This is a genomic window from Brevundimonas sp. R86498 (assembly GCF_044598075.1).
Lineage (GTDB): Bacteria > Pseudomonadota > Alphaproteobacteria > Caulobacterales > Caulobacteraceae > Brevundimonas.
The window spans coordinates 2,879,324-2,899,814 of sequence record NZ_CP139004.1 but is presented as its reverse complement, the minus strand read 5'-3'; the positions used below and the strand labels follow the sequence as shown (position 1 = coordinate 2,899,814).

22 protein-coding genes are annotated in these 20,491 nt (G+C 68.6%); 10 read left to right on the top strand and 12 right to left on the bottom strand.

The genetic code is table 11. The features are described from left to right. Window positions 1-9: 9 nt before the first annotated feature. The 7 genes from cobS to rpsF form a co-directional block, all read right to left on the bottom strand. Entirely contained in the window at window positions 10-1,014 is a 1,005-nt protein-coding gene (gene cobS / locus SJY26_RS14230) for a cobaltochelatase subunit CobS (RefSeq protein WP_396593660.1), read from the bottom strand. 101 nt (window positions 1,015-1,115) lie between these two features. Continuing rightward, window positions 1,116-2,618, bottom strand: coding sequence for a replicative DNA helicase (locus tag SJY26_RS14225; RefSeq protein ID WP_396593659.1), 1,503 nt, complete (start codon window positions 2,616-2,618; stop codon window positions 1,116-1,118). Window positions 2,619-2,746: 128 nt separating this feature from the next. Continuing rightward, window positions 2,747-3,133, bottom strand: coding sequence for a hypothetical protein (locus SJY26_RS14220; RefSeq protein WP_396593658.1), 387 nt, complete (start codon window positions 3,131-3,133; stop codon window positions 2,747-2,749). Between the two features lie 93 nt (window positions 3,134-3,226). After that, window positions 3,227-5,635, bottom strand: a complete 2,409-nt coding sequence (locus SJY26_RS14215; RefSeq protein WP_396593657.1) for a TonB-dependent receptor plug domain-containing protein — start codon at window positions 5,633-5,635, stop codon at window positions 3,227-3,229. Between the two features lie 305 nt (window positions 5,636-5,940). Next, window positions 5,941-6,525: a 50S ribosomal protein L9 gene (rplI, locus tag SJY26_RS14210; RefSeq protein ID WP_396593656.1), complete on the bottom strand. Its 585-nt coding sequence runs from the start codon at window positions 6,523-6,525 to the stop codon at window positions 5,941-5,943. A gap of 1 nt (window position 6,526) precedes the next feature. Beyond that, complete coding sequence (rpsR, locus tag SJY26_RS14205; RefSeq protein WP_396593655.1) at window positions 6,527-6,811, bottom strand: 30S ribosomal protein S18; 285 nt, start codon at window positions 6,809-6,811, stop codon at window positions 6,527-6,529. Between the two features lie 14 nt (window positions 6,812-6,825). Next, window positions 6,826-7,209 (bottom strand): 30S ribosomal protein S6, encoded by a 384-nt coding sequence (rpsF, locus tag SJY26_RS14200; protein ID WP_396593654.1) that lies wholly within the window; start codon window positions 7,207-7,209, stop codon window positions 6,826-6,828. A 203-nt stretch (window positions 7,210-7,412) separates the two neighbouring features. Between rpsF and SJY26_RS14195 the strand changes: the two genes are divergently transcribed. The 10 genes from SJY26_RS14195 to gmk all read left to right on the top strand — a co-directional run bounded on the left by SJY26_RS14195 (window position 7,413) and on the right by gmk (window position 15,557). Next, entirely contained in the window at window positions 7,413-8,474 is a 1,062-nt protein-coding gene (locus SJY26_RS14195) for a mechanosensitive ion channel family protein (RefSeq protein WP_396593653.1), read from the top strand. A gap of 58 nt (window positions 8,475-8,532) precedes the next feature. Next, on the top strand, window positions 8,533-9,480 hold the full coding sequence (gene fabD, locus SJY26_RS14190; RefSeq protein ID WP_396593652.1) for an ACP S-malonyltransferase: 948 nt from the start codon (window positions 8,533-8,535) through the stop codon (window positions 9,478-9,480). Between the two features lie 5 nt (window positions 9,481-9,485). Beyond that, window positions 9,486-10,088, top strand: coding sequence for a rhomboid family intramembrane serine protease (locus tag SJY26_RS14185; RefSeq protein WP_396593651.1), 603 nt, complete (start codon window positions 9,486-9,488; stop codon window positions 10,086-10,088). Beyond that, window positions 10,088-10,828 carry a 3-oxoacyl-[acyl-carrier-protein] reductase gene (fabG, locus tag SJY26_RS14180; protein WP_396593650.1) on the top strand — a complete coding sequence of 247 codons (741 nt, stop codon included), beginning with the start codon at window positions 10,088-10,090 and terminating at the stop codon, window positions 10,826-10,828. The genes SJY26_RS14185 and fabG overlap by 1 nt, the downstream gene beginning before the upstream one ends. A 23-nt stretch (window positions 10,829-10,851) precedes the next feature. Further along, window positions 10,852-11,043, top strand: a complete 192-nt coding sequence (locus SJY26_RS14175) for a hypothetical protein (RefSeq protein ID WP_396593649.1) — start codon at window positions 10,852-10,854, stop codon at window positions 11,041-11,043. A 160-nt stretch (window positions 11,044-11,203) separates the two neighbouring features. Continuing rightward, window positions 11,204-11,443: an acyl carrier protein gene (locus SJY26_RS14170; protein ID WP_021697838.1), complete on the top strand. Its 240-nt coding sequence runs from the start codon at window positions 11,204-11,206 to the stop codon at window positions 11,441-11,443. Between the two features lie 112 nt (window positions 11,444-11,555). After that, complete coding sequence (gene fabF, locus SJY26_RS14165) at window positions 11,556-12,836, top strand: beta-ketoacyl-ACP synthase II (RefSeq protein ID WP_396593648.1); 1,281 nt, start codon at window positions 11,556-11,558, stop codon at window positions 12,834-12,836. A 45-nt stretch (window positions 12,837-12,881) separates the two neighbouring features. Continuing rightward, window positions 12,882-14,045, top strand: a complete 1,164-nt coding sequence (gene mltG / locus SJY26_RS14160) for an endolytic transglycosylase MltG (RefSeq protein WP_396593647.1) — start codon at window positions 12,882-12,884, stop codon at window positions 14,043-14,045. A gap of 14 nt (window positions 14,046-14,059) precedes the next feature. After that, the gene (locus SJY26_RS14155) at window positions 14,060-14,926 is read left to right on the top strand and encodes a YicC/YloC family endoribonuclease (protein WP_396595770.1); all 867 of its coding nucleotides are present in this window, start codon (window positions 14,060-14,062) and stop codon (window positions 14,924-14,926) included. Beyond that, a complete protein-coding gene (gene gmk / locus SJY26_RS14150) occupies window positions 14,916-15,557 on the top strand; it encodes a guanylate kinase (RefSeq protein ID WP_396593646.1) in 642 nt (213 codons plus the stop codon). The genes SJY26_RS14155 and gmk overlap by 11 nt, the downstream gene beginning before the upstream one ends. Before the next feature lie 6 nt (window positions 15,558-15,563). Here the strand turns inward: gmk and SJY26_RS14145 are convergent, their stop codons facing one another. From SJY26_RS14145 to SJY26_RS14125, 5 genes are read right to left on the bottom strand one after another with little or no spacing between them, the layout of a single operon-like run. Beyond that, window positions 15,564-16,094 (bottom strand): dihydrofolate reductase family protein, encoded by a 531-nt coding sequence (locus SJY26_RS14145; protein ID WP_396593645.1) that lies wholly within the window; start codon window positions 16,092-16,094, stop codon window positions 15,564-15,566. A gap of 26 nt (window positions 16,095-16,120) precedes the next feature. Then, the gene (locus tag SJY26_RS14140) at window positions 16,121-17,272 is read right to left on the bottom strand and encodes a pyridoxal phosphate-dependent aminotransferase (protein ID WP_396593644.1); all 1,152 of its coding nucleotides are present in this window, start codon (window positions 17,270-17,272) and stop codon (window positions 16,121-16,123) included. After that, the gene (gene rsmA, locus SJY26_RS14135; protein ID WP_396593643.1) at window positions 17,269-18,081 is read right to left on the bottom strand and encodes a 16S rRNA (adenine(1518)-N(6)/adenine(1519)-N(6))-dimethyltransferase RsmA; all 813 of its coding nucleotides are present in this window, start codon (window positions 18,079-18,081) and stop codon (window positions 17,269-17,271) included. Before rsmA ends, SJY26_RS14140 begins: the two co-directional genes overlap by 4 nt. A gap of 9 nt (window positions 18,082-18,090) precedes the next feature. Next, complete coding sequence (pdxA, locus tag SJY26_RS14130) at window positions 18,091-19,101, bottom strand: 4-hydroxythreonine-4-phosphate dehydrogenase PdxA (protein ID WP_396593642.1); 1,011 nt, start codon at window positions 19,099-19,101, stop codon at window positions 18,091-18,093. A gap of 4 nt (window positions 19,102-19,105) precedes the next feature. Further along, window positions 19,106-20,431 carry a peptidylprolyl isomerase gene (locus tag SJY26_RS14125; protein WP_396593641.1) on the bottom strand — a complete coding sequence of 442 codons (1,326 nt, stop codon included), beginning with the start codon at window positions 20,429-20,431 and terminating at the stop codon, window positions 19,106-19,108. Window positions 20,432-20,491 lie beyond the last annotated feature (60 nt).

The following is a 20,491-nucleotide window of genomic DNA, read 5'->3' as shown; positions in this document are numbered from 1 at the left end:
TAGGCGCGCCTACCCCACCTTCACCCGCGTCGCCGCCTCCGGCAGATCCTCCCCGAACGCCCGCTGGTAGAACTCCGCGATCGTCGGCCGCTCCAGCTCGTCGCACTTGTTCAGGAAGGTCAGGCGGAACGACAGGCCGAGGTCGCCGCCGAAGATGGTGGCGTTCTGGGCCCAGGTGATCACCGTCCGGGGCGACATGACGGTCGAGATGTCGCCGTTCATGAAGGCGTTGCGGGTCATGTCGGCGACGCGGACCATGGCGGCGATCGCCCGCCTGCCGTCGGCCGTGGCCCATTCCGGGGCCTTGGCGGCGACGATCTCGGCCTCCACGTCATGGTCGAGGTAGTTCAGGGTGACCACGATGTTCCAGCGGTCCATCTGGCCCTGATTGATCTGCTGGGTGCCGTGATACAGGCCACTGGTGTCGCCCAGACCGATGGTGTTGGTCGTGGCGAACAGGCGGAACCACTTGTTGGGCCGGATGACGCGGTTCTGGTCCAGCAGGGTCAGGCGACCCTGGGCCTCCAGCACGCGCTGGATCACGAACATCACATCGGGGCGGCCGGCGTCGTACTCGTCGAACACCAGGGCGATCGGGCGCTGCAGGGCCCAGGGCAGCATGCCCTCGCGGAACTCGGTGATCTGTTTGCCGTCCTTCAGGACGATGGCGTCCTTGCCGACCAGATCGATGCGGCTGACGTGGCTGTCCAGGTTCACCCGCACGGTCGGCCAGTTCAGCTTGGCGGCGACCTGTTCGATATGGGTCGACTTGCCGGTGCCGTGATAGCCCTGGACCATCACCCGGCGGTCGTGGGCGAAGCCGGCGCAGATGGCCAGGGTCGTCTGGGGATCGAACCGGTAGGCGGGGTCCACCTCGGGCACATGGCTGTCGACGGTGTCGAACATCGGCACGACCATGTCGGAATCGATGCCGAACGCCTCGCGCACGGTGACCTTGCGGTGGGGTTCAAACGTCAGGAGCGGATCGGGAGTCGCGTCGAGGGGAGAGGCCATCCCGTGCGATTAGCGCACGGCGATGGCGCTTGAAAGTCCGTGTCGGCCGGGGAGGGCCATGATCCCCGGTTTCGCGTCACCATGCCCCGGATGGCCGCCCGCTATTCGGGGATATCGGCGAAGCTGGAGCCGTAGCGGCCGTCCCGGGCCAGGTTGCCGAACCGGGTGGTGTCGGCGTCGAAGCTGAGCTTGACGATGCCGATCGGGCCGTGGCGTTGCTTGCCGATCACGACCTCGGCCTGGTGCTGCAGGATGTCCATGTCCTCCTGCCACTTCAGATGCTCTTCGGTCCCCTCGCGCGGCTCGGTCCGGCCGAGGTAGTAGCTCTCGCGATAGACGAACATGACGCAGTCGGCGTCCTGCTCGATCGAGCCGGATTCGCGCAGGTCGGACAGCTGGGGCCGTTTGTCCTCGCGGTTCTCGACCTGACGCGACAGCTGCGACAGGGCGATGATGGGCACGTTCAGCTCCTTGGCCAGGGCCTTCAGGCCGCCGGTGATCTCCGACACCTCCTGCACCCGGTTCTTGTTGCCATTGCCCTCGCCGACGGTGATCAGCTGCAGGTAGTCGACGATGATCAGGTCCAGACCCTGTTCCATCCGCTTCAGCCGCCGCGCCCGGGCGGCCAGCTTGGAGATGGCCAGGCCGCCGGTGGCGTCGATGTACAGGGGGCTCTCGCCGATCTCGATGGCCGCGTCGCGCACCTTGCCGAAGTCACTGGCGTCGATCTCGCCCTTCCGCAGCCGGTCGGACGACACGCCCGACGCATCGGCGAGGATCCGCATGGCCAGCTGTTCGGCGCTCATTTCCAGCGAGAAGAAGGCCACCACGCCGCCGCTGACGGTCTTCCGGCCATCCGGCGTCGGCTCCCAACGGTAGTTGCGGGCGACGTTGAAGGCGATGTTGGTCGCCAGCGCCGTCTTGCCCATGGAAGGCCGGCCGGCGAGGATCAGCAGGTCGGACGGGTGCATGCCGCCCAGCTTCTGGTCCAGATCGTCCAGATGGGTGGCCAGACCGGCCAGCTTGCCGTCGCGCTGATAGGCCTCTCCGGCCATCTGCACGGCCCCGGCCAGGGCGGTCGAGAAGCTGACGAAGCCGGAGGAGGGGGCCCCGGTCTCGGCCAGCGAATACAGGGTCAGTTCGGCCTGTTCGATCTGGTCGATCGCCCGGGTCTCTGGATCGGGGGCCTGTTTGACGATCTCGCCCCCGATCCGGATCAGGTCGCGGCGCAGGGCCAGGTCATAAACGACGCGGGCATAGTCGGGCGCATTGGCCCCCGGGGGGGCCCGGTCCATCAGGTCGGCCAGATAGCGCAGGCCTCCAAACTCGGCGAAGGCGGGGTCCTGTTTGAACCGTTCCATCAGGATGGTCGGCTCGGCCAGCAGACCCTGGCGGATATGGTCCTCGATCGCGTCGTACAGCCGCTGATGGAAGGGCTCGTAGAAGTGCGAGCCGCGCAGACGCTCGGACAAACGCTCGAAGATGGCGTTGTCGAACATAAGGGCCCCCAGCAGCGCCTGCTCGGCCTCGAGATTGTGCGGCAGCGACGGGATCGGGACCGCGCCAAAGGACTCGGAGGAAGCGAAGGGAGCAAAGGCGTTCATCGGGTTAACGCATACCCGTCGTAGCCCCCTGCGACAGGGGCCGGCGCCGTCGATACGGGGGATCGATTGGGTCCGTCTGTGGACCGCTGGAAAATCCCCAGACGGATCAGTTCAGGCGAGGGCGGTCCTCAGGCCGCCGGGCAGGGGTAGCGCGACGCCAGCCAGGTGCGGATGCCGTCGGTCGGCGTCATGCGGACCCGCTCGGCCTGGGGGATGGCGTTGAGGAAACGCAGCAGCTCCTGCGGGTTCACCTCGACCTTTCCGGCCGGGCAGGCGGGCGGAGTGCGACCGGCTGCACGGGCAGTGCGAACCTCGGTGCGAACGGTGTCCAGCGATGCCCGGAACTCCCCCGCCAGCCGGCGCCCGTCCGAGCGCAGCATGGCGGTCGGGTTCAGCGGCACGCGGTTGGCCTCGGTCACGAAGGTGTCGAGGGTCCGGGTCTGGGCCGCGGCGGGCAGGACCGCCGTCAGGCTGATGGCGGCGATGATCGCCGCCGTCGATGCGTGTCGCTTCATGGCAAATCTCCCTCCACGGAAGAACAGCCGCGCTTGCAGGCGAAATAATGGCGGCAGCGGGGGCGCGGCCGGTCAGGCCACGCCCCCGCATCATCACCAGGTCACAGCCACGCGCGCATAGGCATAGCGGCCATTGAAGCCGTAGGGCGAATAGCTGGTGAAGGCGGTCACACCGCTGGCATTCAGGGTGGCGGGCGTGGCATCCGGATATTCGTCGAGAACATTGTCGACCCCGACGGCCAGGCTGACCCGGTCGCTGAAGGCATAGCGGCCCTCCAGATCGATCAGGGTGTTGTCGCCGGTCGAGATGTCGCTGGCCGCCGTCGTGCCGGGCTGGATCACATCGCCGTAGTAGGTCGCCCGGGCCGTGGCCGACACCGGCCCCAGGGTCCAGTCCACCGAGGCCGAGACCTTGGTATCCGGCGTTCCAAGCTGGAAGGTCTCCACCCGGCTGCGGGCGAAGAGCACCGGCGTGGGGCTCAGAACCGACGAGGATGTCGGCACGGACGTCACCTCCACATCGTTGACATTGCCCGCCAGGGTGAAGTCGAAATCCCCCGCTGTCACGGTCCGGAGCCGGTAGCGGGCGACCACATCAATGCCCGAGGTCGTGGTCTCCACCCCGTTCAGGAAGAAGCGCGCCGCCTGGATACCCAGCGGGTCCAGCAGGCTGGCCACCTGCGGGCTGAAAGACCGGTTGATCAGTTCGGACAGCACGATCTGGTCCTCGATATCGATCTGGTAGGCATCGACGGTAACGTCGAAATTCCCGAGGCGGATCACGGTCCCCAGCGAGACATTGGTCGAGGTCTCGGGCTCCAGTGGACGGGCCCCCAGGACCGCGGCCGTCGGGCTCGTCGCCGGGAAGGTGCCGGTCTCGACCACCTGGCCGTTCTGGATCACCGAGGAGGTCGAGGTGAAAAACGACTGCTGCAGCGACGGCGCGCGGAACCCGGTCGACACCGACCCGCGCAGGGCGAAGCTCGGGGTGAAGTCGTACCGGGCCGAGAGCTTGCCGGTCTGGGCGTCGCCGAAGTCCGAATAGTCCTCGATCCGCACCGCGCCCGCCACGGTCAGCTTGTCGGTGAAGGGAATCTCGATATCGGCATAGGCCGCGAAGGCGTCGCGATCGACGTCGACGACGTTGGAGGGCTGGAAGCCGGGAAAGCCCTGGGCCCCGCCGGAGAGGGCGGTGTTTCCGCCCAGCGGGCCACGGTTATAGCTCTCGGGCTGGCCCGCCACGATCTCATAGCCCTCCCGGCGCGCTTCCACGCCCAGAGCCAGATTGATCGGGCCCGACAGGCCGGCCTCGAACTGGCGCGTGACGTCTGCCCCGACCACGATCTGGTCGTAGATCAGTTCGCCAGAATCGAAACTGGTCGGGGACTGGGCCCCATAGGTCGCATTCAGCGATTCCTCGGTGCGGAACTCCAGGGCATTGCGGCCATAGACGATGTTGAAATCCGCGTCCCAGCCGCCGAGCTCCCCCCGCACGCCCAGGGCCCCCGAGGTGTCCGCGCTGGCCACAGCGATCTTGGGCAGGAAGCCGTCGGGATAGATGGCCGCAACATTGTTGGTGTTGTTGGCGAGGCGCGGGAAGGCCGCGCTTTCGCTGTCGCGGTTCTGGTAGCCGGCCCAGCCATAGGCCTCCCAGCCAGCAGACAGCGGCACCCCTGCGTTGGCGAACAGGGTCCACTGATCGACCTCAGGGTCTCCGAACCGCGCTGTCACGCGGTTGGGCGTGACCCGGGGGTCGAGGTCGGAGCGATTGGTCGGATCCCGCTGCAGATATTCGGCCGACACCGTCAGGAACCCGTCCGCGCCGAGGCCGAAACCCTGCCAGAGCGATCCGGTGACGGTCTGGCCGTCTTCCTCGTCGCGCGTGCCGCGGGCCGTCTCCACCTCGGTGAAATACTGGCCGACGGTGACGCTGGCCCCGCCGCCTTCGCGAGCCTCCTTCAGGCGCAGGTTGATCACCCCGGCGATGGCGTCCGATCCGTAGTGTGCCGAGGCCCCGTCGCGCAGGACCTCGACCTGACCCAGCGCCGCCGTGGGGATGGTGTTCAGATCCACCGCTGCCGATCCGCGACCGATCGAGCCGTTCACATTGACGAGGGCCGAGGCGTGCCGGCGGGTGGAGTTGACGAGCACCAGGGTCTGGTCGGGCTGCAGGCCGCGCAGGGTCGCCGGCCGGATCGAGTCCGTGCCGTCGGTCACGGCCGGACGCTGAAAGGTCAGGGACGGGACGGACTGCGCCAGGGCGGCGGCGAACTCGGTGGTGCCCCGGTTCTGCAAGGTCTCGGCGGAGATCACATCGACGGGGGCCAGGGTGTCGAGGCGGGACCTGGGCTGAACCCGGGCACCGGTGACCACGATCTCGTCCAGACCTGTGGTCTGATCCGGCTGGGGCGCGGTCTGGGCGAAGGTCGGGTGCGGGCACGCCAGGAGCACGGTCCCCGAGACGAAGCCGAGGAGAAGCGATTTCGAGGAGCTGAGGATCATGGCGACCTGTCGGGGGCTAGAGGCCGGCCCCACGGGGGGACGGCGGGGCGAATATCCAGCATCCCGGTGCCGGGGCACCGGACGCACGGACGAGTTTGCGCAAATTTCATGCGCATAGACCCTGATCCGTCGTGTTGTATTGCAAGCTGGGTGTCCGGACTGGTCCCGTCAAGCACAGGTCGACCGGTGTCGCGCGTCTGTTGTATTTTTGACATCCGCTGGGCCCGGACAGCAAAAAGGGCGCGTCCGCGAGGACGCGCCCTTCAAGCTTCTGGCCGGCTGGATCAGCCGGGTCCGGATCGATCTCAGGCTTCGGAGCCGAGACCGTCCTGCTGGCCTGCGCCGCCTTCGACCATGTCGCGGGCCTGTTCGGCGGCCGCGTTGCGGTCTTCCTCATAGGCGGACTTGATCACGTCCTCGCCCTTGGCCTGACGTTCGGCCTCTTCGGCCGAGCGGGCCACGTTCATCGAGATCGTGGCCGACACCTCGGCGTGCAGGCGAACCGGCACGGAGTGAACGCCCAGGGTCTTGATCGCGGTGTTGAGCACGATCTGCGAACGTTCGACCTTGCCGCCCTCGGCCTGGATGGCCTCCATGACGTCACGGCCGCCGACCGAGCCGTACAGCTGGCCGGTTTCGCCGGCCTGACGGATCAGGACGTAGGTCTGGCCGTCGATCTTGTCGGCGACCTTCTGGGCCTCGGCCTTGTTCTTCTCGTTGCGGGCCTCGATGGCGACGCGGTCGAGTTCGAACTTCTCGAGGTTCTTCGACGTGGCGCGAAGGGCCTTGTCCCGCGGCAGCAGGAAGTTACGGGCGAAGCCATCCTTGACGGTGACGACGTCGCCGATGGCGCCGAGGTTCTCGACGCGTTCGAGCAGAACGACCTTCATCTTATTTCACCACATAGGGCAGGAGGGCCAGATAGCGGGCGCGCTTGATGGCCTTGGCCAGTTCGCGTTGCTTGATCTGGGACACGGCGGTGATGCGCGAGGGCACGATCTTGCCGCGTTCGGAAATGTAGCGCTGCAGCAGCTTGACGTCCTTGTAGTCGATCTTCGGCGCGCCCTCACCCGAGAACGGGCAGACCTTGCGACGACGATAGAAGGGACGACGGCCGGAGCCGCCCGAGCCGGCAGGGGTGCCGGGGACGTTTTGCGAGGAGGTGGTGTCAGTCATGTGTCCAGATCTCCTTACGCGGCCACGTCGGCGTCTTCACGCGGCGTGCGCTCGCGGTCACGCTCACGTTCGCGCTCACGGCGGGCCAGCAGGGGCGACAGCTCCAGATCGAGTTCCTCGACCTTGACCGTCAGCCAGCGCAGCACGTCCTCGTTGATGCCGAGCTGACGCTCGACCTCGGCCATGGCGGGCGGAGGGCAGTCGATGGCCAGCAGGGAGTAGTGCGCCTTGCGGTTCTTCTTGACCCGGTAGGTCAGGTTGCGCAGGCCCCAGTACTCGATCTTGGCGACGGAACCACCGCCGGCCACGATCAGGTCCTTGATGGTGTCATTGAGGGCTTCGGCCTGTTGCGCGCTGATATCCTGGCGCGACATGACCGTGTGCTCGTAAAGAGCCATTCGTTCGTCTCCCTTGGAGGGCATCGGCGCGGGCAGACCGGGTAAGTCCGTCCCACGATGGATCCTGCAGCGGCGGCCGGAATGACTTCCCGAACCCTTTGGTGTTCCGCACACAGGACCGAAGCCCTGGAAAGCGGGCGCGTATAGGGGAAAAGGGCGCGGGGAGCAAGGCAATCCGCAGTGACCGCCCCGGAACCTTCACCGTGAGCGGGCGCTATCGTGGCATGCAGGACATTGGCAAGCTCGACGAGACCCCGGTCCTTGAGGTGGCGGGGGCCACCCTGACGATCGGCGGCCTGGCGACGGCCGCAATCATCCTGACCGTCGCCCTGGTGCTGCAGTGGGCGGTCACCCGGGCCCTGCGGCGCGCCCGGGCGAAGGCAGCCCGCAGCACCCAGGCCCTGTATCTGCTGGAAAAGCTGGCAGGCTACGGGATCGTCATCACCGGGGTCATGCTGGCCCTGTCGGCCGCCGGCCTGAACCTGTCGTCGCTGGCGGTCTTCGCCGGGGCCATCGGCATCGGTGTCGGCCTCGGCCTGCAGGGCGTGGTCAAGGAGTTCGTCTCCGGCGTGTTTCTGATCTTCGATCGCATGATCTCGGTCGGTGATTATGTCGAACTGGAGGGCGGGGTCCGGGGCGCGATCATGGAGATCGGGCCGCGCGCCACACGGGTCCGCACCAACGACAACGTCAACGTCCTGATCCCGAACTCTCACCTGATCGAGGGGCCGGTCACCAACTGGACGCTCAAGGGCGACACGCGCCGGATCCACATCCCGTTTTCCGTCGCCTATGGCTCGGACCGGGGGGCGGTCCGCGACGCGGTGCTGGCGGCGGCCCGGGCCAATCCCTTCACCCTGCCGGATACGGAACAGAGGAAGAGTCAGGTCTGGCTGATCGGGTTCGGCGATTCGAGCCTGGATTTCGAGCTCCTGGTCTGGCCGACGCTGGAGGCCGTCAAACGCCCGGCGGCCATGCACGCGGCCTACACCTGGCTGATCGCCGACGCGCTGGATGCCAGTGGTATCGAGGTGCCGTTCCCGCAGACCGATCTGCGCATCCGCAGTCTGTTCGGTCGCGAGGGGGAGGACGCCATCGAGGCCGTTCATCCGGGGTCGGGCAAGGCCCGGCGAACGCCGCCTGCTGCGAAACAGGGGCCAGCGAGTCCGGCCGTGGCGACATCCAACGACGCCGCCGAGGATCTGATGGCCGACAATGGGGCGATCGAGCAGCCGCCTGGGCGGTCCGGACCGGCGTCCGGTTGAACCGGAACCGCAACCGGATTAACGCTCCGCCCTTTCCAACGGACAACGGACCCCGCCCATGACCCTCGCCCTCCTGTTCCCCGGACAAGGCAGCCAGGCGGTTGGAATGGGCGCGGCGCTGGCCGAGGCCTTCGGATCCGCCCGCGAGGTCTTCGCCGAGGTGGATCAGGCGCTGGGTCAGGATCTGTCGGGCCTCATGCGCAACGGACCCGAGGATCAACTGACCCTGACCGAGAACGCCCAGCCGGCCCTGATGGCCGTGTCCCTGGCCGTCATCCGGGTGCTGGACAAGGAGTTCGGGGTCGCCGTTGATCGCGCCGGTTTCGTCGCCGGCCATTCGCTGGGCGAGTATTCGGCCCTGGCCGCCGTCGGGGCCTTGTCCCTGACCGACACGGCGCGGCTGCTGAAGCTGCGCGGTCAGGCCATGCAGCGCGCGGTGCCGGTCGGGCAGGGGGCCATGGCCTCCCTGATCGGGCCGAAGACGGACCTGGCCCTCGCCGAGGCCGCCGCGGCCGCGGGAGCCGAGGTCGGCGTCTGCGTCGTCGCCAATGACAACAACAATGGCAATGTCGTCATCTCGGGCGAGAAGGCCGCCGTTGACCGCGCCATCGAGAAGGCGAAGGAACTGGGCGCCCGCGCCATCCCCCTGAACGTCTCGGCCCCCTTCCACTGTCCGCTGATGCAGCCCGCCGCCGACGAGATGGCCGGGGCCCTGTCCGCCGCGACGCTTATGGCCCCGTCCGTCGCCGTGGTCGCCAATGTGACCGCCCGGCCCGAGCGTGACGCCGACACGATCCGCCGTCTGCTGGTCGAACAGGTCACCGGCCGGGTCCGCTGGCGCGAATCGATGGAGTGGATGGCCACCGAAAGCGGCGTCACCCGCTTCGTCGAGATCGGCTCCGGCAAGGTCCTGACCGGCATGGCCAAACGCATCGCTCCGGATGCGGAAAGCCTGGCGTTGAACAGCCCCGAGGACATCGAGGCCTTCGCCGCTTCGCTGGCCTGAGCCGGGTGACCCGGGCTGCGGCGACCATCTGGGTCTGGGCTGCCAGCATCCTGCTGGTGTGGGCCGTTGTCGCCGTCAGCCTCGGCCAGCCGCTCTGGCAGCAGCAGCATTCGCGCGACCTGACGGCCTACGGGGCCTTTCTCGGCGAGACGCTGACCTTTGGCGATAGCTGGAAGCTGCTGGCGTCCCAGTGGCTGCACGTGAAGTTTCCGCACATGCTGTTCAACATCGCGGTCATCGGCCTGGTCGGGGCGGGTCTGACCCGGCACCTGTCCCCCGCCGCCGTGCTCGCGTTGGGCCTCGTCGGCGGGGCCGTGGGCCAGATGGCCGCCGCCCTGCTTCAGCCGGACGCCTATATCTCGGGGGCGTCCCAGGCCTATTTGGCGCTGTGTGGCGCTGGTCTGCTGATCCTGTCACGCACCGGTATCGCCTTTGCGGCGGCGGTGATCGGCGTTCTCGTCAGTGTCGCGCTTGATGTCTTCGTCAGCGACCATGCCGGGATCAAGCCCGGCCACCTCGCATCGTTCGCCTTCGGCCTGATCGCCGGCGGCCTGTATCTGTTTTTGCAAACGCAGCGCCCGGACCGGGCGAATCTTCGGAGGATCTGATGTTCAACCTGACCGGCAAGACCGCCCTCGTCACCGGCGCGACCGGCGGCATCGGCGGAGCCATCGCGCGCGCCCTGCACGCCCAGGGGGCGACGGTTGTCCTCTCCGGCACGCGCGAGGCGGTACTGGGCGAGATCGCCGCCGAACTGGGGGAGCGGGCCTTCGTCGCCGCCGCCAACCTGTCGGACCCTGACTCGGTCGACGGCCTGATCGGCCGGGCCGAGGAGGCCGCGGGCGCAGGCCTCGATATCCTCGTGGCCAACGCCGGAATCACCAAGGACGGCCTGCTAATGCGGATGAAGGATGAGGACTTCCAGTCCGTCCTGACCGTCAATCTGGAAAGCTATTTCCGCCTGTCGCGCGCCGCCATGAAAGGGATGATGAAGCGCCGTTCGGGCCGGATCATCGGCATCACCTCGGTGGTCGGCGTCACCGGCAATGCCGGCCAGACCAACTATGCCGCCTCCAAGGCCGGCATGATCGGCTTCTCCAAGTCGCTGGCCCAGGAGGTCGGCTCACGCGGCATCACAGTGAACTGCATCGCCCCCGGCTTCATCACCTCGCCCATGACCGACGTGCTGAGCGACCAGCAGCGCGAGGGCATCCTGAGGAACATCCCTGCCGGCCGTCTGGGCACGGGCGACGAGATCGCGGCGGCCGCCGTCTATCTTTCGTCCGATGAAGCGGCCTACGTGACGGGCCAGACGCTTCATGTGAACGGCGGCATGGCGATGATCTGATCGCCGATCGAAGGACCCGCCCGATGATCGCCCTGCGCTACCTCGCCACCGTCCTGTCAGGTCCGCTGCTGCTGGTCGGGATCATCTGGGTGCTGCAGGGTCTCAACATCCTGCCGGGCAGCTTCATGACCGGCCAGATTATCTGGGCGATCTATGGTGCGCCCATGGCGCTCGCCGGGGCTGCTCTGGTGTGGTGGGTCAACCGTCGACGCTGATCCGGGGAGGAACGCCCTATTTTCCTCGGGAAGGGGTGTGCTAAAGGCTGCGGCAACCGGTTGGGTCAGCGAGGCGTTGCCTCTTGCACAAGCGGGGCCGTCGTGAGACGGCAGACACTCAATACGCCGCCCCGGGCGGCCCTAGAAGGCAGAGACTCCCATGTCCGACACCCTGGAACGCGTCCGCAAGATCGTCATCGACCACCTGGACGCCGATCCGGACAAGGTCACCGAAAAGGCCAGCTTCATCGACGACCTCGGCGCTGACTCGCTCGACAACGTCGAACTGGTCATGGCCTTCGAGGAAGAATTCGACATCGAAATCCCCGACGACGCCGCCGAGCACATCCAGACCGTCGGCGACGCGGTCAAGTTCATCGACGAGAAGACGGCCGGCTGATCCCGCCCGCCGGATCATCGGCTTGCTGATGGCCGCCCGGCCCTCCTAGCGGAGAGGCCCGGCGGCCATTAGTGTTTTGGATTCAGGATTCGCGGAGCAGGAGCCCGACATCATGCGTCGCGTCGTCGTTACCGGTCTCGGCCTTGTCACGCCCCTGGGTACGGGCGTCGAACACAGCTGGGCGGGGATCGTCGAGGGTCGCTCGGGCATCCGCCAGATCACGGCCTTCAACACCGAGGGGTTCGGCTGCACCATCGCCGGCGAGGTCCCCAGCGTGGACGGGCGCGGTGGCGGCGGTCCCGACGTCCCCGGCAGCTTCGACCCCGACGCGATCATGTCGCCCAAGGAGCGCAAGCGCGTCGACGACTTCATCCTGTTCGGCATCGCCGCGGCGGATGAGGCGCTCAACGACGCCAACTGGCACCCGGCGACCGACGAGGACAAGGAACGCACCGGCGTCATGATGGGCGCGGGCATCGGCGGCCTCGGCCCCATTGCCGAAAGCGCCCAGATTCTGGCCGAGAGCGGCCCGCGTCGCATCAGCCCCTTCTTCATTCCTTCGGCCCTGATCAATCTGGTCAGCGGCCAGATCTCGATCCGGCATCAGCTGAAGGGCCCCAACCACGCCGTGGTGACGGCCTGCGCCTCGGGCGTGCACGCCATCGGTGATGCGGCGCGGATGATCGCCTTCGACGATGCCGACGTCATGGTCGCCGGGGGGGCGGAAAGCTCGATCGTGCCGATCGGCATCGCCGGCTTCCTCGCCTGCAAGGCCCTGTGCACCGCCTACAACGACACCCCGGAGAAGGCCTCGCGCCCCTATGACCGGGGCCACGCCGGCTTCGTCATGGGCGAGGGGGCCGGGGTTCTGGTGCTCGAGGAGTATGAGCACGCCAGGGCCCGTGGGGCGAAGATCTATGCCGAGGTGATCGGCTACGGCATGTCGGGCGACGCCTTCCACATCACTGCCCCGTCCGAGGACGGCGACGGGGCTTACCGGGCCATGAAGGCGGCGGTAAAGCGGGCCGGGATCGCCATCGAGGACATCGACTACGTCAATGCCCACGGCACCTCGACCATGGCCGACTGGATCGAACTGCGGGCCGTCGAACGGCTGGTCGGCGACCATGCGAAGAACCTCGCCATGTCCTCGACCAAGTCCATGACCGGCCACCTGCTGGGCGCGGCCGGGGCGATCGAGGCGGTGTTCAGCGTCCTGGCCATCCGCGACCAGATCGCGCCGCCGACCATCAATCTGGACGATCCGGAGCATGAAACCGCCATCGACCTCGTGCCACACCGGGGCAAGCCGATGGAGATCGATGTGGCCATGTCCAACAGCTTTGGCTTCGGGGGCACCAACGCCTCCATCATCTTCCGCAAGGTCGACTAGATGTTCGGACGCCGGGGGGCTGCACCAACCAGAAGACCCGGACTGGTGGCGGCGGCCCTCGCGGCCTCCGCGACGGTCAGCCTGTTCCTCATCGCTGGCCTCGCCTGGGCCTGGAGCGTCTACTATGCGCCGGGCCCGGCGGCGCGGCAGGGGGACTCCACCGTCGTGACCCTGCCCTCCGGATCGGGCGTCTCGGTGATCGCCGCCCGGCTCAAAAACGCGGGCGTGATCCGCTCCACCGACATGTTCAAGGCCGCCGCCACCCTGACCGGGGCGGACCGTCGCCTGCGTGCGGGCGAATACGAGGTCCCGACCGGGGCCTCACTGCGCTCCGTGCTGCGGCTGCTGACCGACGGCCGCGTGGTCCGCCATTTCGTCACCATTCCCGAGGGCTGGTCCTCGGCCCAGGCCGTGGACATCCTGAACGCCGAGCCGATCCTGACCGGCACGATCGAGGAAGTCCCCGAGGAAGGCACCCTGTGGGCCGAGACCTATGAGATCGCACGCGGCGAGACCCGCGCCTCGGTCATCGCCCGGATGCAGCGCGCTGCCGCCGACAACCTCGCCGAGCTGTGGGCCGCCCGCAGCCCCGACACCGTCGTCCGCACGCCCGAGGACGCCGTCATCCTCGCCTCGATCGTCGAGAAGGAAACCGGCGTGGCCCGTGAGCGGCCCCGCGTCGCCGCCGTCTTCTCCAACCGCATCCGCCTCGGCATGCGACTGGAGAGCGATCCCACCATCATCTACGGCATCACCAAAGGCCGGCCGCTCGGGCGAGGTATCCGCCGCTCCGAGCTGGAACGCGACACCGGCTACAACACCTATCTGATCGACGGCCTGCCGCCGACGCCGATCTCCAATCCGGGTCGGCAGTCCCTGGCAGCCGTGCTGAACCCCCCGCGCACCGAGGATCTGTTCTTCGTGGCCGACGGCACGGGCGGCCACGCCTTTGCCCGGACCTATGAGGAGCATCTGCGCAATGTCGCCCGCTGGCGGGCGATCGAAGCAGGCAAGCCCGCTCCGGCCGAGACCCTGCCGCCGGGCACCGTTGTTCCGCCCCCCGCCGGGACCCCGCCGGCGACGGCCCCTGAACCCATGCCGTCCGGAGAAGCGGTCATCACCATGCAGGCCCCGGGCGCGGTGACCCCGTCGCGGGCCCTGCGTCCGGCGACCCCGGCGGCCCGGCCCGTCCCCGCGAACGGACCGTGAGCGTGCTGTCCGGCATGACCGGCTTCGGCCGGGCCGAGGGCGCGCTGGACGGCTGGACCTGGGCGGTCGAGGCCCGCAGCGTCAACGGCCGCAATCTGGAGGTCCGCTTTCGCGGCCCGAACGGCTTTGACAATCTGGAGCGCCTGACCAAGGCGGCGGCCCAGACCCGACTGGCCCGGGGCCAGGTCACCGTTGGGGTCCAGGCCCGGCGCGCCGAGGGGGATGTGTCCGCCCTGCGGGTCAATGAGGCGGTCCTCGCCCGCTATCTGGCCCTCGCCAACCAGCTGGCGGAGGAGGGGGCCACACCCCCGTCCGCCGACGGCCTGCTGGGGCTGCGCGGCGTGCTGGATCTGGAAGAGTTCGTCGACGACCCCGAGGCCCGGGCGGCCGTCGAGACCGCCATGGCCGCGACCATCGAACAGGCGCTCGATGCGCTGAAAGTCTCGCGGGAGCGGGAGGGTGACCAGCTCCGTCCGGTGATCGAGGCCTTCGTCGACCGGATCGCGGCCCTCACGGCCACCTCGGCCATCGAGGCCGAGGCCCAGACCGCCGCCGTCCGCGACCGCTTCGCCCGCCGCATGGCCGAACTCGTCCCCGATACGCCGGGGCTTCAGGACCGGATCGTGCTGGAAGCCGCGGCTCTCGCCACCAAGGCCGATGTGCGCGAGGAGCTGGACCGGCTGACCGCCCACGTCGCCTCGGCCCGGCTCCTGCTGGATCAGCCCCCCGCCGGCCGCAAGCTGGACTTCCTCGTTCAGGAGTTCATGCGCGAGGCGAACACATTATGCTCAAAATCGGCGACCACAGCCCTGACTGCCGTCGGGCTCGACCTGAAGGCGGTGATTGAGCAGCTTCGAGAGCAAGTCCAGAATGTCGAATGAACGTACGCCCCGCCGGGGCGTCCTGCTGATCGTGGCCAGCCCCTCCGGGGCCGGCAAGACCTCGCTGTGCCGTCGCCTGATGGCCGATCACGGCGGGCTGGAGCTGTCGGTCTCCATGACCACCCGGGCCATCCGCCCGGGCGAGGTGGCCGACCGCGACTATCATTTCGTCTCGCCCGAAGAGTTCCAGCGCCTGATCGACGCCGACGCCTTCCTCGAATGGGCCGATGTGCACGGGGCCCGCTACGGCAGCCCGCGCGGCCCCATTGACCGGGCCCTGGCCGAGGGCCGGGACGTCCTGTTTGACATCGACTGGCAGGGCGCGGCCCAGATCGCCTCCAAATGCCCGCAGGACGCCGTCCGCGTCTTCATCCTTCCGCCCAGCCTCGAGGAGCTGCGCCGCCGCCTCGTCACCCGCTCCCAGGACGCCCCGGAGGTCATCGAGCGCCGGATCCGCAACGCCAAGGGCGAGATCGAGCACTGCCGCGCCTTCGACTACGTCTTCGTCAACGACGACTTCGACCGCAGCTACGCCGAGCTGGCCCACATCTACCACGCCGAGCGCTCGCGCACCTTCCGCAACACCTGGGTCGACGGCTATCGCGCCGCGCTTCTGGCCGAGGCGGTCTGACGCCCGTCAGGCCGGGGCGTAGGTCAGCCGCAACACCGACTCGCCGATCGGCTCTGTCTTGACCAGCTTCAGGGGAGGCCGGGCCGCCTTGAAGAAGGGCGTGCCGCCGCCCAGCACGACGGGGTGCAGGTAGATCTGATATTCGTCGATCAGGTCCAGCGGGGTGAGGATCGCGGCCAGGGCCGGGCCGGCGACCTCGATCTCGCCGTCCTGTTCCGTTTTCAGCGTCCGGATCGCCGTCTCCAGATCCCCCTTCAGCAGGGTGGCGTTCGGGCCCACCGACGCATGCGATCGGGAGGCGACCCACTTCGGACGGTCGCGCCACGCCCGGGCGTAGTCCCATTCCGCCTCGCCCCACTCCGGCCGATCCTCGTCCCAGTAGCGCATGATCTCGTACATGCGCCCGCCGTAGAGACTGCCTGTGACCCGGCCCATGTGGTCGATGAAGTGCCGGAACAGGACGGCGTCCGGCCTGAAGCCGTCGTGATCGACGTACCCGTCCAGCGACTGGTTCAACCCGTAGATCAGCTTCGCCATCTGCCCTCTACCCGCGCGGCGAAAGACTAGCCCGGTCTTGCGCGGAGTCCACGCCGGCCCTCGAACCACGGGGTGATCCGCCGCAGGGCCTCCTCGATCTCGGGGGTCGAGACGGCGAAGCTGAAGCGCATGAAGCGGTGGCCGTCGACGGGGTCGAAGTCGACGCCCGGGGCTGTGGCCACGCCGGTGTCGCGCAGCAACTGCTCGCAGAAGGCCACGCTGTCGTCGGTCAGATGGCCGATGTCGGCCCAGATGTAGAAGGCTCCGTCCGGCGGAGCGATCGACTTCAGGCCGAGGCCGGGCAGGGCCTCCAGCATCAGGGTCCGGTTGCGGCGATAGACCTCGATATGGCCCTCCAGCACGGCGTGCTCGTCCATGGCCACGAGGCCCGCGTGCTGGCTCAGCGACGGCGCGGTCAGGAACAGATTGCCGATATAGGCGCGCGCCCGCTCGATATGGGCGTGCGGCACCAGCAGCCAGCCCAGCCGCCACCCGGCCATGCTCCAGTATTTGGAGAAGCTGTTGATGACCATGGCGTCCGGCGCGGACTGAAGCATCGACGGCTGCGGCCCGACATAGCTGAGGCCGTGGTAGATCTCGTCCGACAGGATCTGGATCCCCTTGCGCGCGCAGACCCCGGCGATGGCGGCCAGCTCGTCGGCCGCGATCACCGATCCGGTCGGGTTGGCGGGGCTGGCGATGATCACCCCGGCGGGCACCGGATCCAGCGCCTCCAGCGCGGCGGCGGTCAGCTGGTAGTGGTCGTCGGGCCCGCAGGCGATCTCGACCGGCACCATCCGCAGCGCCTTCACCGTGTTGCGGTAGGCGACATAGCCCGGCCGGGCCATGGCGATCCGGTCGCCCGGCGCGAACCGCGACGACAGGCCTAGCACCAGGGCCGGCGAGGCCCCGTTGGTCAGCAGCAGCTGGTCGGGCGAGACGGAGACCCCGTACCGCTCATCATACAGCCGGGCGATCCGGGCCTTCAGCGGGGCGCTCTCCCAGTAACCCATTCCGTCGACATCCAGCACGCGGTGGGCCTCGGCAATGGCGGCGGGCGGGGCCCCGGTCGAGGGCTGGCCGAACTCCATATGGATCACCGACCGCCCCTCGGCCTTCAGGGCGTGGGCCAGCCGGCTGATGGTGATGGCGCGGAAGGGCTCAATCTCTGTATTCACGACGTCAGCGCTCCGGCCAGCCTCAGGAAGCCGGCGATGTCGATGGTCTCGGCGCGGGCGTCCGGATCGATGGCGGCCGCGTCGCACAGCGCGCCCCCGCCCAGGGTCTTCAGGCTGGAGCGCAGCATCTTCCTCCGCTGGCCGAAGGCGGCGGCGGTCACCCGCTCCAGCCGCTTCAGCGTCGCGGCATCGGGCCGGTCGGCCCGGGGGATCAGGTGCACGACCGCCGAGGCGACCTTGGGCGGCGGGGTGAAGGCCGCGGCGGGCAGATGCATCACGATCCGCGCCTCGGCCACGGCCTGGGCGATCACCGCCAGCCGGCCATAGGCGTCGTCGCCGGGGGCGGCCACGATCCGCTCGGCCACCTCCTTCTGGAACATCAGGGTCATGGCCACGGGCGTCCAGGTCCCCGTCAGCCAGTCGATCAGCAGGGGCGTGCCGACATTGTAGGGCAGGTTCGACACGACATGGGCCGGTCCCTCGACCAGCTTCGACTGGTCGACCTTCAGCGCGTCGGCCTCGACGATCGCCAGCCGCCCGTCGCCGGTGTCCAGCTCGGCCAGCAGCGGCAGGAAGCGGGGATCTTTCTCGATCAGAACGACCTTGCCGGCGTCGCTCTCGAGGATCGCCCGCGTCAGGCCGCCGGGGCCCGGCCCGACCTCGATCACCGCCCGGCCCTCGAACGGCCCGGCCAGTCGCACGATCTTGCGGGTGATGTTCAGGTCCAGCAGGAAATGCTGGCCGAAGCTCTTCTTGGCCAGCAGCCCGTGGGCCTCGAGCGATTCGCGCAGGGGAGGGAGGTTGGTCACCCGCCCCTGTTAGCCCGCCGCCCGCGCCGCCGCCATGGTCGCCGCCAGACGGATCGCCGCGATCAGGCTGTCGGCCCGCGCCACGCCCTTGCCGGCGATATCGAACCCCGTGCCGTGGTCGGGCGACGTGCGCAGGATCGGCAGGCCCAGGGTGGCATTGACCCCGCCCCAGAAGTCCAGCGTCTTGACCGGGATCAGGGCCTGGTCGTGATACAGGCAGATGGCGGCGTCATAGGTCGCCCGGACCTCGTCGTGGAACATCGTGTCGGCCGGCCGCGGATCGGTGATGTCGATCCCCTCGGCGCGCAGGGCCTCGGCGGCGGGCGTCAGGATGGTCCGCTCCTGCAGGCCCAGGGCCCCGCCCTCGCCGGCGTGGGGATTCAGGGCGGCCAGCGCCAGCCGTGGCCGGGCGATCCCGAAATCCCGCTTCAGGCTCTCATGCACCACCCGGGCGGTGCGGGAGACGCGCTCGGCCGTGATCAGCTCCGGCACCTGATCCAGCGCCACATGGATCGTCACCAGACAGGCCCGCAGATCCCGCGCCGTCAGCATCATCACCGGCCCCCGCGTCCCGGCATACGGCGCGTCAGCGGTCAGCTCGGCGATGAACTCGGTGTGGCCCGGAAAGCGGAACCCGGCGGCATAGAGAGGGGCCTTGGCGATCGGGGCGGTCACGACGGCCGAGCCCTCTCCCGCAAGAACCAGCGCCACGGCCCGCTCAATCCAGTCGGCGACGACCGGAGCATTGCGCGGATCCGGCCGGCCGGGCTCGACCGGGGCGGGGGCAGGGTGATGCAGGACGGGCAGGCCTCGGCCAAACACTGACGGGGCGTCGGACGGCGCGCCGATCTCCACCACAGGCACCCCTTGCGAGGCCAGCAACCGCGCGTCGCCGATCACCGCAAACGGCGCTTCCGCTGCCGTCGCGCTCCAGGCGCGGGCGATGATCTCCGGACCGACGCCCGCCGGCTCGCCCAACGTCAGGATCAGCGGCGGCTCGGTCCCGAAGGTCGCCGCCATCCGCCTACTTCATCTCGATGAGGGCGTCGGCCCGCAGGTCGCGGATGTAGCGCCGCGCCAGCATGGCCAGATTTTGGTTCTGCAGCCGGCTCTCGACCTCACGATAGGTCGGCGCATCGGCCCCGCCCACCCGCTTGCCGCAGACGGCCAGCAGGTGCAGGCCCAGCGGCGTCCGCACGGGGCTGCTGATGGTATTGACATCGGCCGAGCGGGCCACCTGCTGGAACTGCGGGGCCAGATCGGCCACATCGCTCTCGCCCAGATCCGAGCCCAGCAGGCCCGTCTCCGAGGTCGCGCGCTGCAGAATGTTGTCGCAGGTCAGGGTCGGCCGCAGGGCCTCCAGGCGGGCCGAGGCCGCCGCCACCTCGGCCGCGCCGGCGGTGTCGGGCAATTCGATCATGGCCTGTTTCAGCGTAACCAGACTGGTCGCAGCGCCCGAACGCTTGTCGCGCATATAGATGATATAGACCCCGCCCTCGACCGGGATGGGGCGCGACAGCTGCCCGACCTCAAGGACTTCGAGCGCGGCCTGGAGGGCCGGCTGGACGGTGCCCTGGACGATCCAGCCGGCGTCACCGCCGCGCGCAGCGGACGGGGCCGCCGAGAACTGACGCGCCACCGCCTGGAACGGTGCCCCCTGGACCATCTGCTGCACCAGCTGTTCGGCCCCGTTCAGTGCCGCCTGCTGGCCACCGACCCGGTTGGCTTCCAGATAAATTTCGCCGACCAGATACTGGGGCTTGGCGGCCGCCTCGTTCAGCTGGCGCAGGGCCTGTTCGACCTGGGTGCGGCTGACCCGCGAGCGCGAATTGAACCGTCCCCCGACCAGGTCGCGCCAGCCGATCTCGGTCCGTAGCTGGGCGCGCAGGGCATCCGGCCGGATGCCGCCCTGTTCCAGAAACGCCATATAGTTCTCGGGCGTCGTCCCGGCGTCCTGGGCCATGGCGGCGATCTCGCGATCCACCTCTTCGTCGGACACCACAAGGGACTCGTAGTTGGCGATCTCCTGGGCCTGCAGCCGCTCCTCGATCAGGGACTGCAGGGCCTGCTGCTGGATCGCAGGCAGGTTTTCCTCGGTCGGCTGGACCTGGCTCATGGCGATGACGCTCAGCATCCGCTGACGCACATCGAAGCCGGTGATGACCTGATCGTTGACCGTGGCCACGATGCCGTCCGCCAGTCTGAATTCGGGCCGGGGAGCAGGTGCGCCCGTTGCAGCCGCTCCCGAAGCGGGATCCAGCGTGCCGGCCGCGGAGCTGTTCGGGGCGGTCTGGGCCATCGCTGAACCCGCGACCAGTGCGGCCAGTGCGACCCCGGTCGTAAAACGCATCAAACCCATGGTCAGTCCTGGTTCCTTCGAGCCTGCTTCCGCCATCCGGAGAGGGGGTCG

Excerpts from the sequence above, each read along its gene's own strand:
- cobS (WP_396593660.1), bottom strand. The coding sequence starts at position 1,014 with ATGGCCTCTCCCCTCGACGCGACTCCCGATCCGCTCCTGACGTTTGAA.
- SJY26_RS14225 (WP_396593659.1), bottom strand. The coding sequence starts at position 2,618 with ATGAACGCCTTTGCTCCCTTCGCTTCCTCCGAGTCCTTTGGCGCGGTC.
- SJY26_RS14220 (WP_396593658.1), bottom strand. The coding sequence starts at position 3,133 with ATGAAGCGACACGCATCGACGGCGGCGATCATCGCCGCCATCAGCCTG.
- SJY26_RS14215 (WP_396593657.1), bottom strand. The coding sequence starts at position 5,635 with ATGATCCTCAGCTCCTCGAAATCGCTTCTCCTCGGCTTCGTCTCGGGG.
- rplI (WP_396593656.1), bottom strand. The coding sequence starts at position 6,525 with ATGAAGGTCGTTCTGCTCGAACGCGTCGAGAACCTCGGCGCCATCGGC.
- rpsR (WP_396593655.1), bottom strand. The coding sequence starts at position 6,811 with ATGACTGACACCACCTCCTCGCAAAACGTCCCCGGCACCCCTGCCGGC.
- rpsF (WP_396593654.1), bottom strand. The coding sequence starts at position 7,209 with ATGGCTCTTTACGAGCACACGGTCATGTCGCGCCAGGATATCAGCGCG.
- fabD (WP_396593652.1), top strand. The coding sequence starts at position 8,533 with ATGACCCTCGCCCTCCTGTTCCCCGGACAAGGCAGCCAGGCGGTTGGA.
- fabG (WP_396593650.1), top strand. The coding sequence starts at position 10,088 with ATGTTCAACCTGACCGGCAAGACCGCCCTCGTCACCGGCGCGACCGGC.
- SJY26_RS14175 (WP_396593649.1), top strand. The coding sequence starts at position 10,852 with ATGATCGCCCTGCGCTACCTCGCCACCGTCCTGTCAGGTCCGCTGCTG.
- SJY26_RS14170 (WP_021697838.1), top strand. The coding sequence starts at position 11,204 with ATGTCCGACACCCTGGAACGCGTCCGCAAGATCGTCATCGACCACCTG.
- fabF (WP_396593648.1), top strand. The coding sequence starts at position 11,556 with ATGCGTCGCGTCGTCGTTACCGGTCTCGGCCTTGTCACGCCCCTGGGT.
- SJY26_RS14155 (WP_396595770.1), top strand. The coding sequence starts at position 14,060 with ATGACCGGCTTCGGCCGGGCCGAGGGCGCGCTGGACGGCTGGACCTGG.
- gmk (WP_396593646.1), top strand. The coding sequence starts at position 14,916 with ATGTCGAATGAACGTACGCCCCGCCGGGGCGTCCTGCTGATCGTGGCC.
- SJY26_RS14145 (WP_396593645.1), bottom strand. The coding sequence starts at position 16,094 with ATGGCGAAGCTGATCTACGGGTTGAACCAGTCGCTGGACGGGTACGTC.
- pdxA (WP_396593642.1), bottom strand. The coding sequence starts at position 19,101 with ATGGCGGCGACCTTCGGGACCGAGCCGCCGCTGATCCTGACGTTGGGC.
- SJY26_RS14125 (WP_396593641.1), bottom strand. The coding sequence starts at position 20,431 with ATGCGTTTTACGACCGGGGTCGCACTGGCCGCACTGGTCGCGGGTTCA.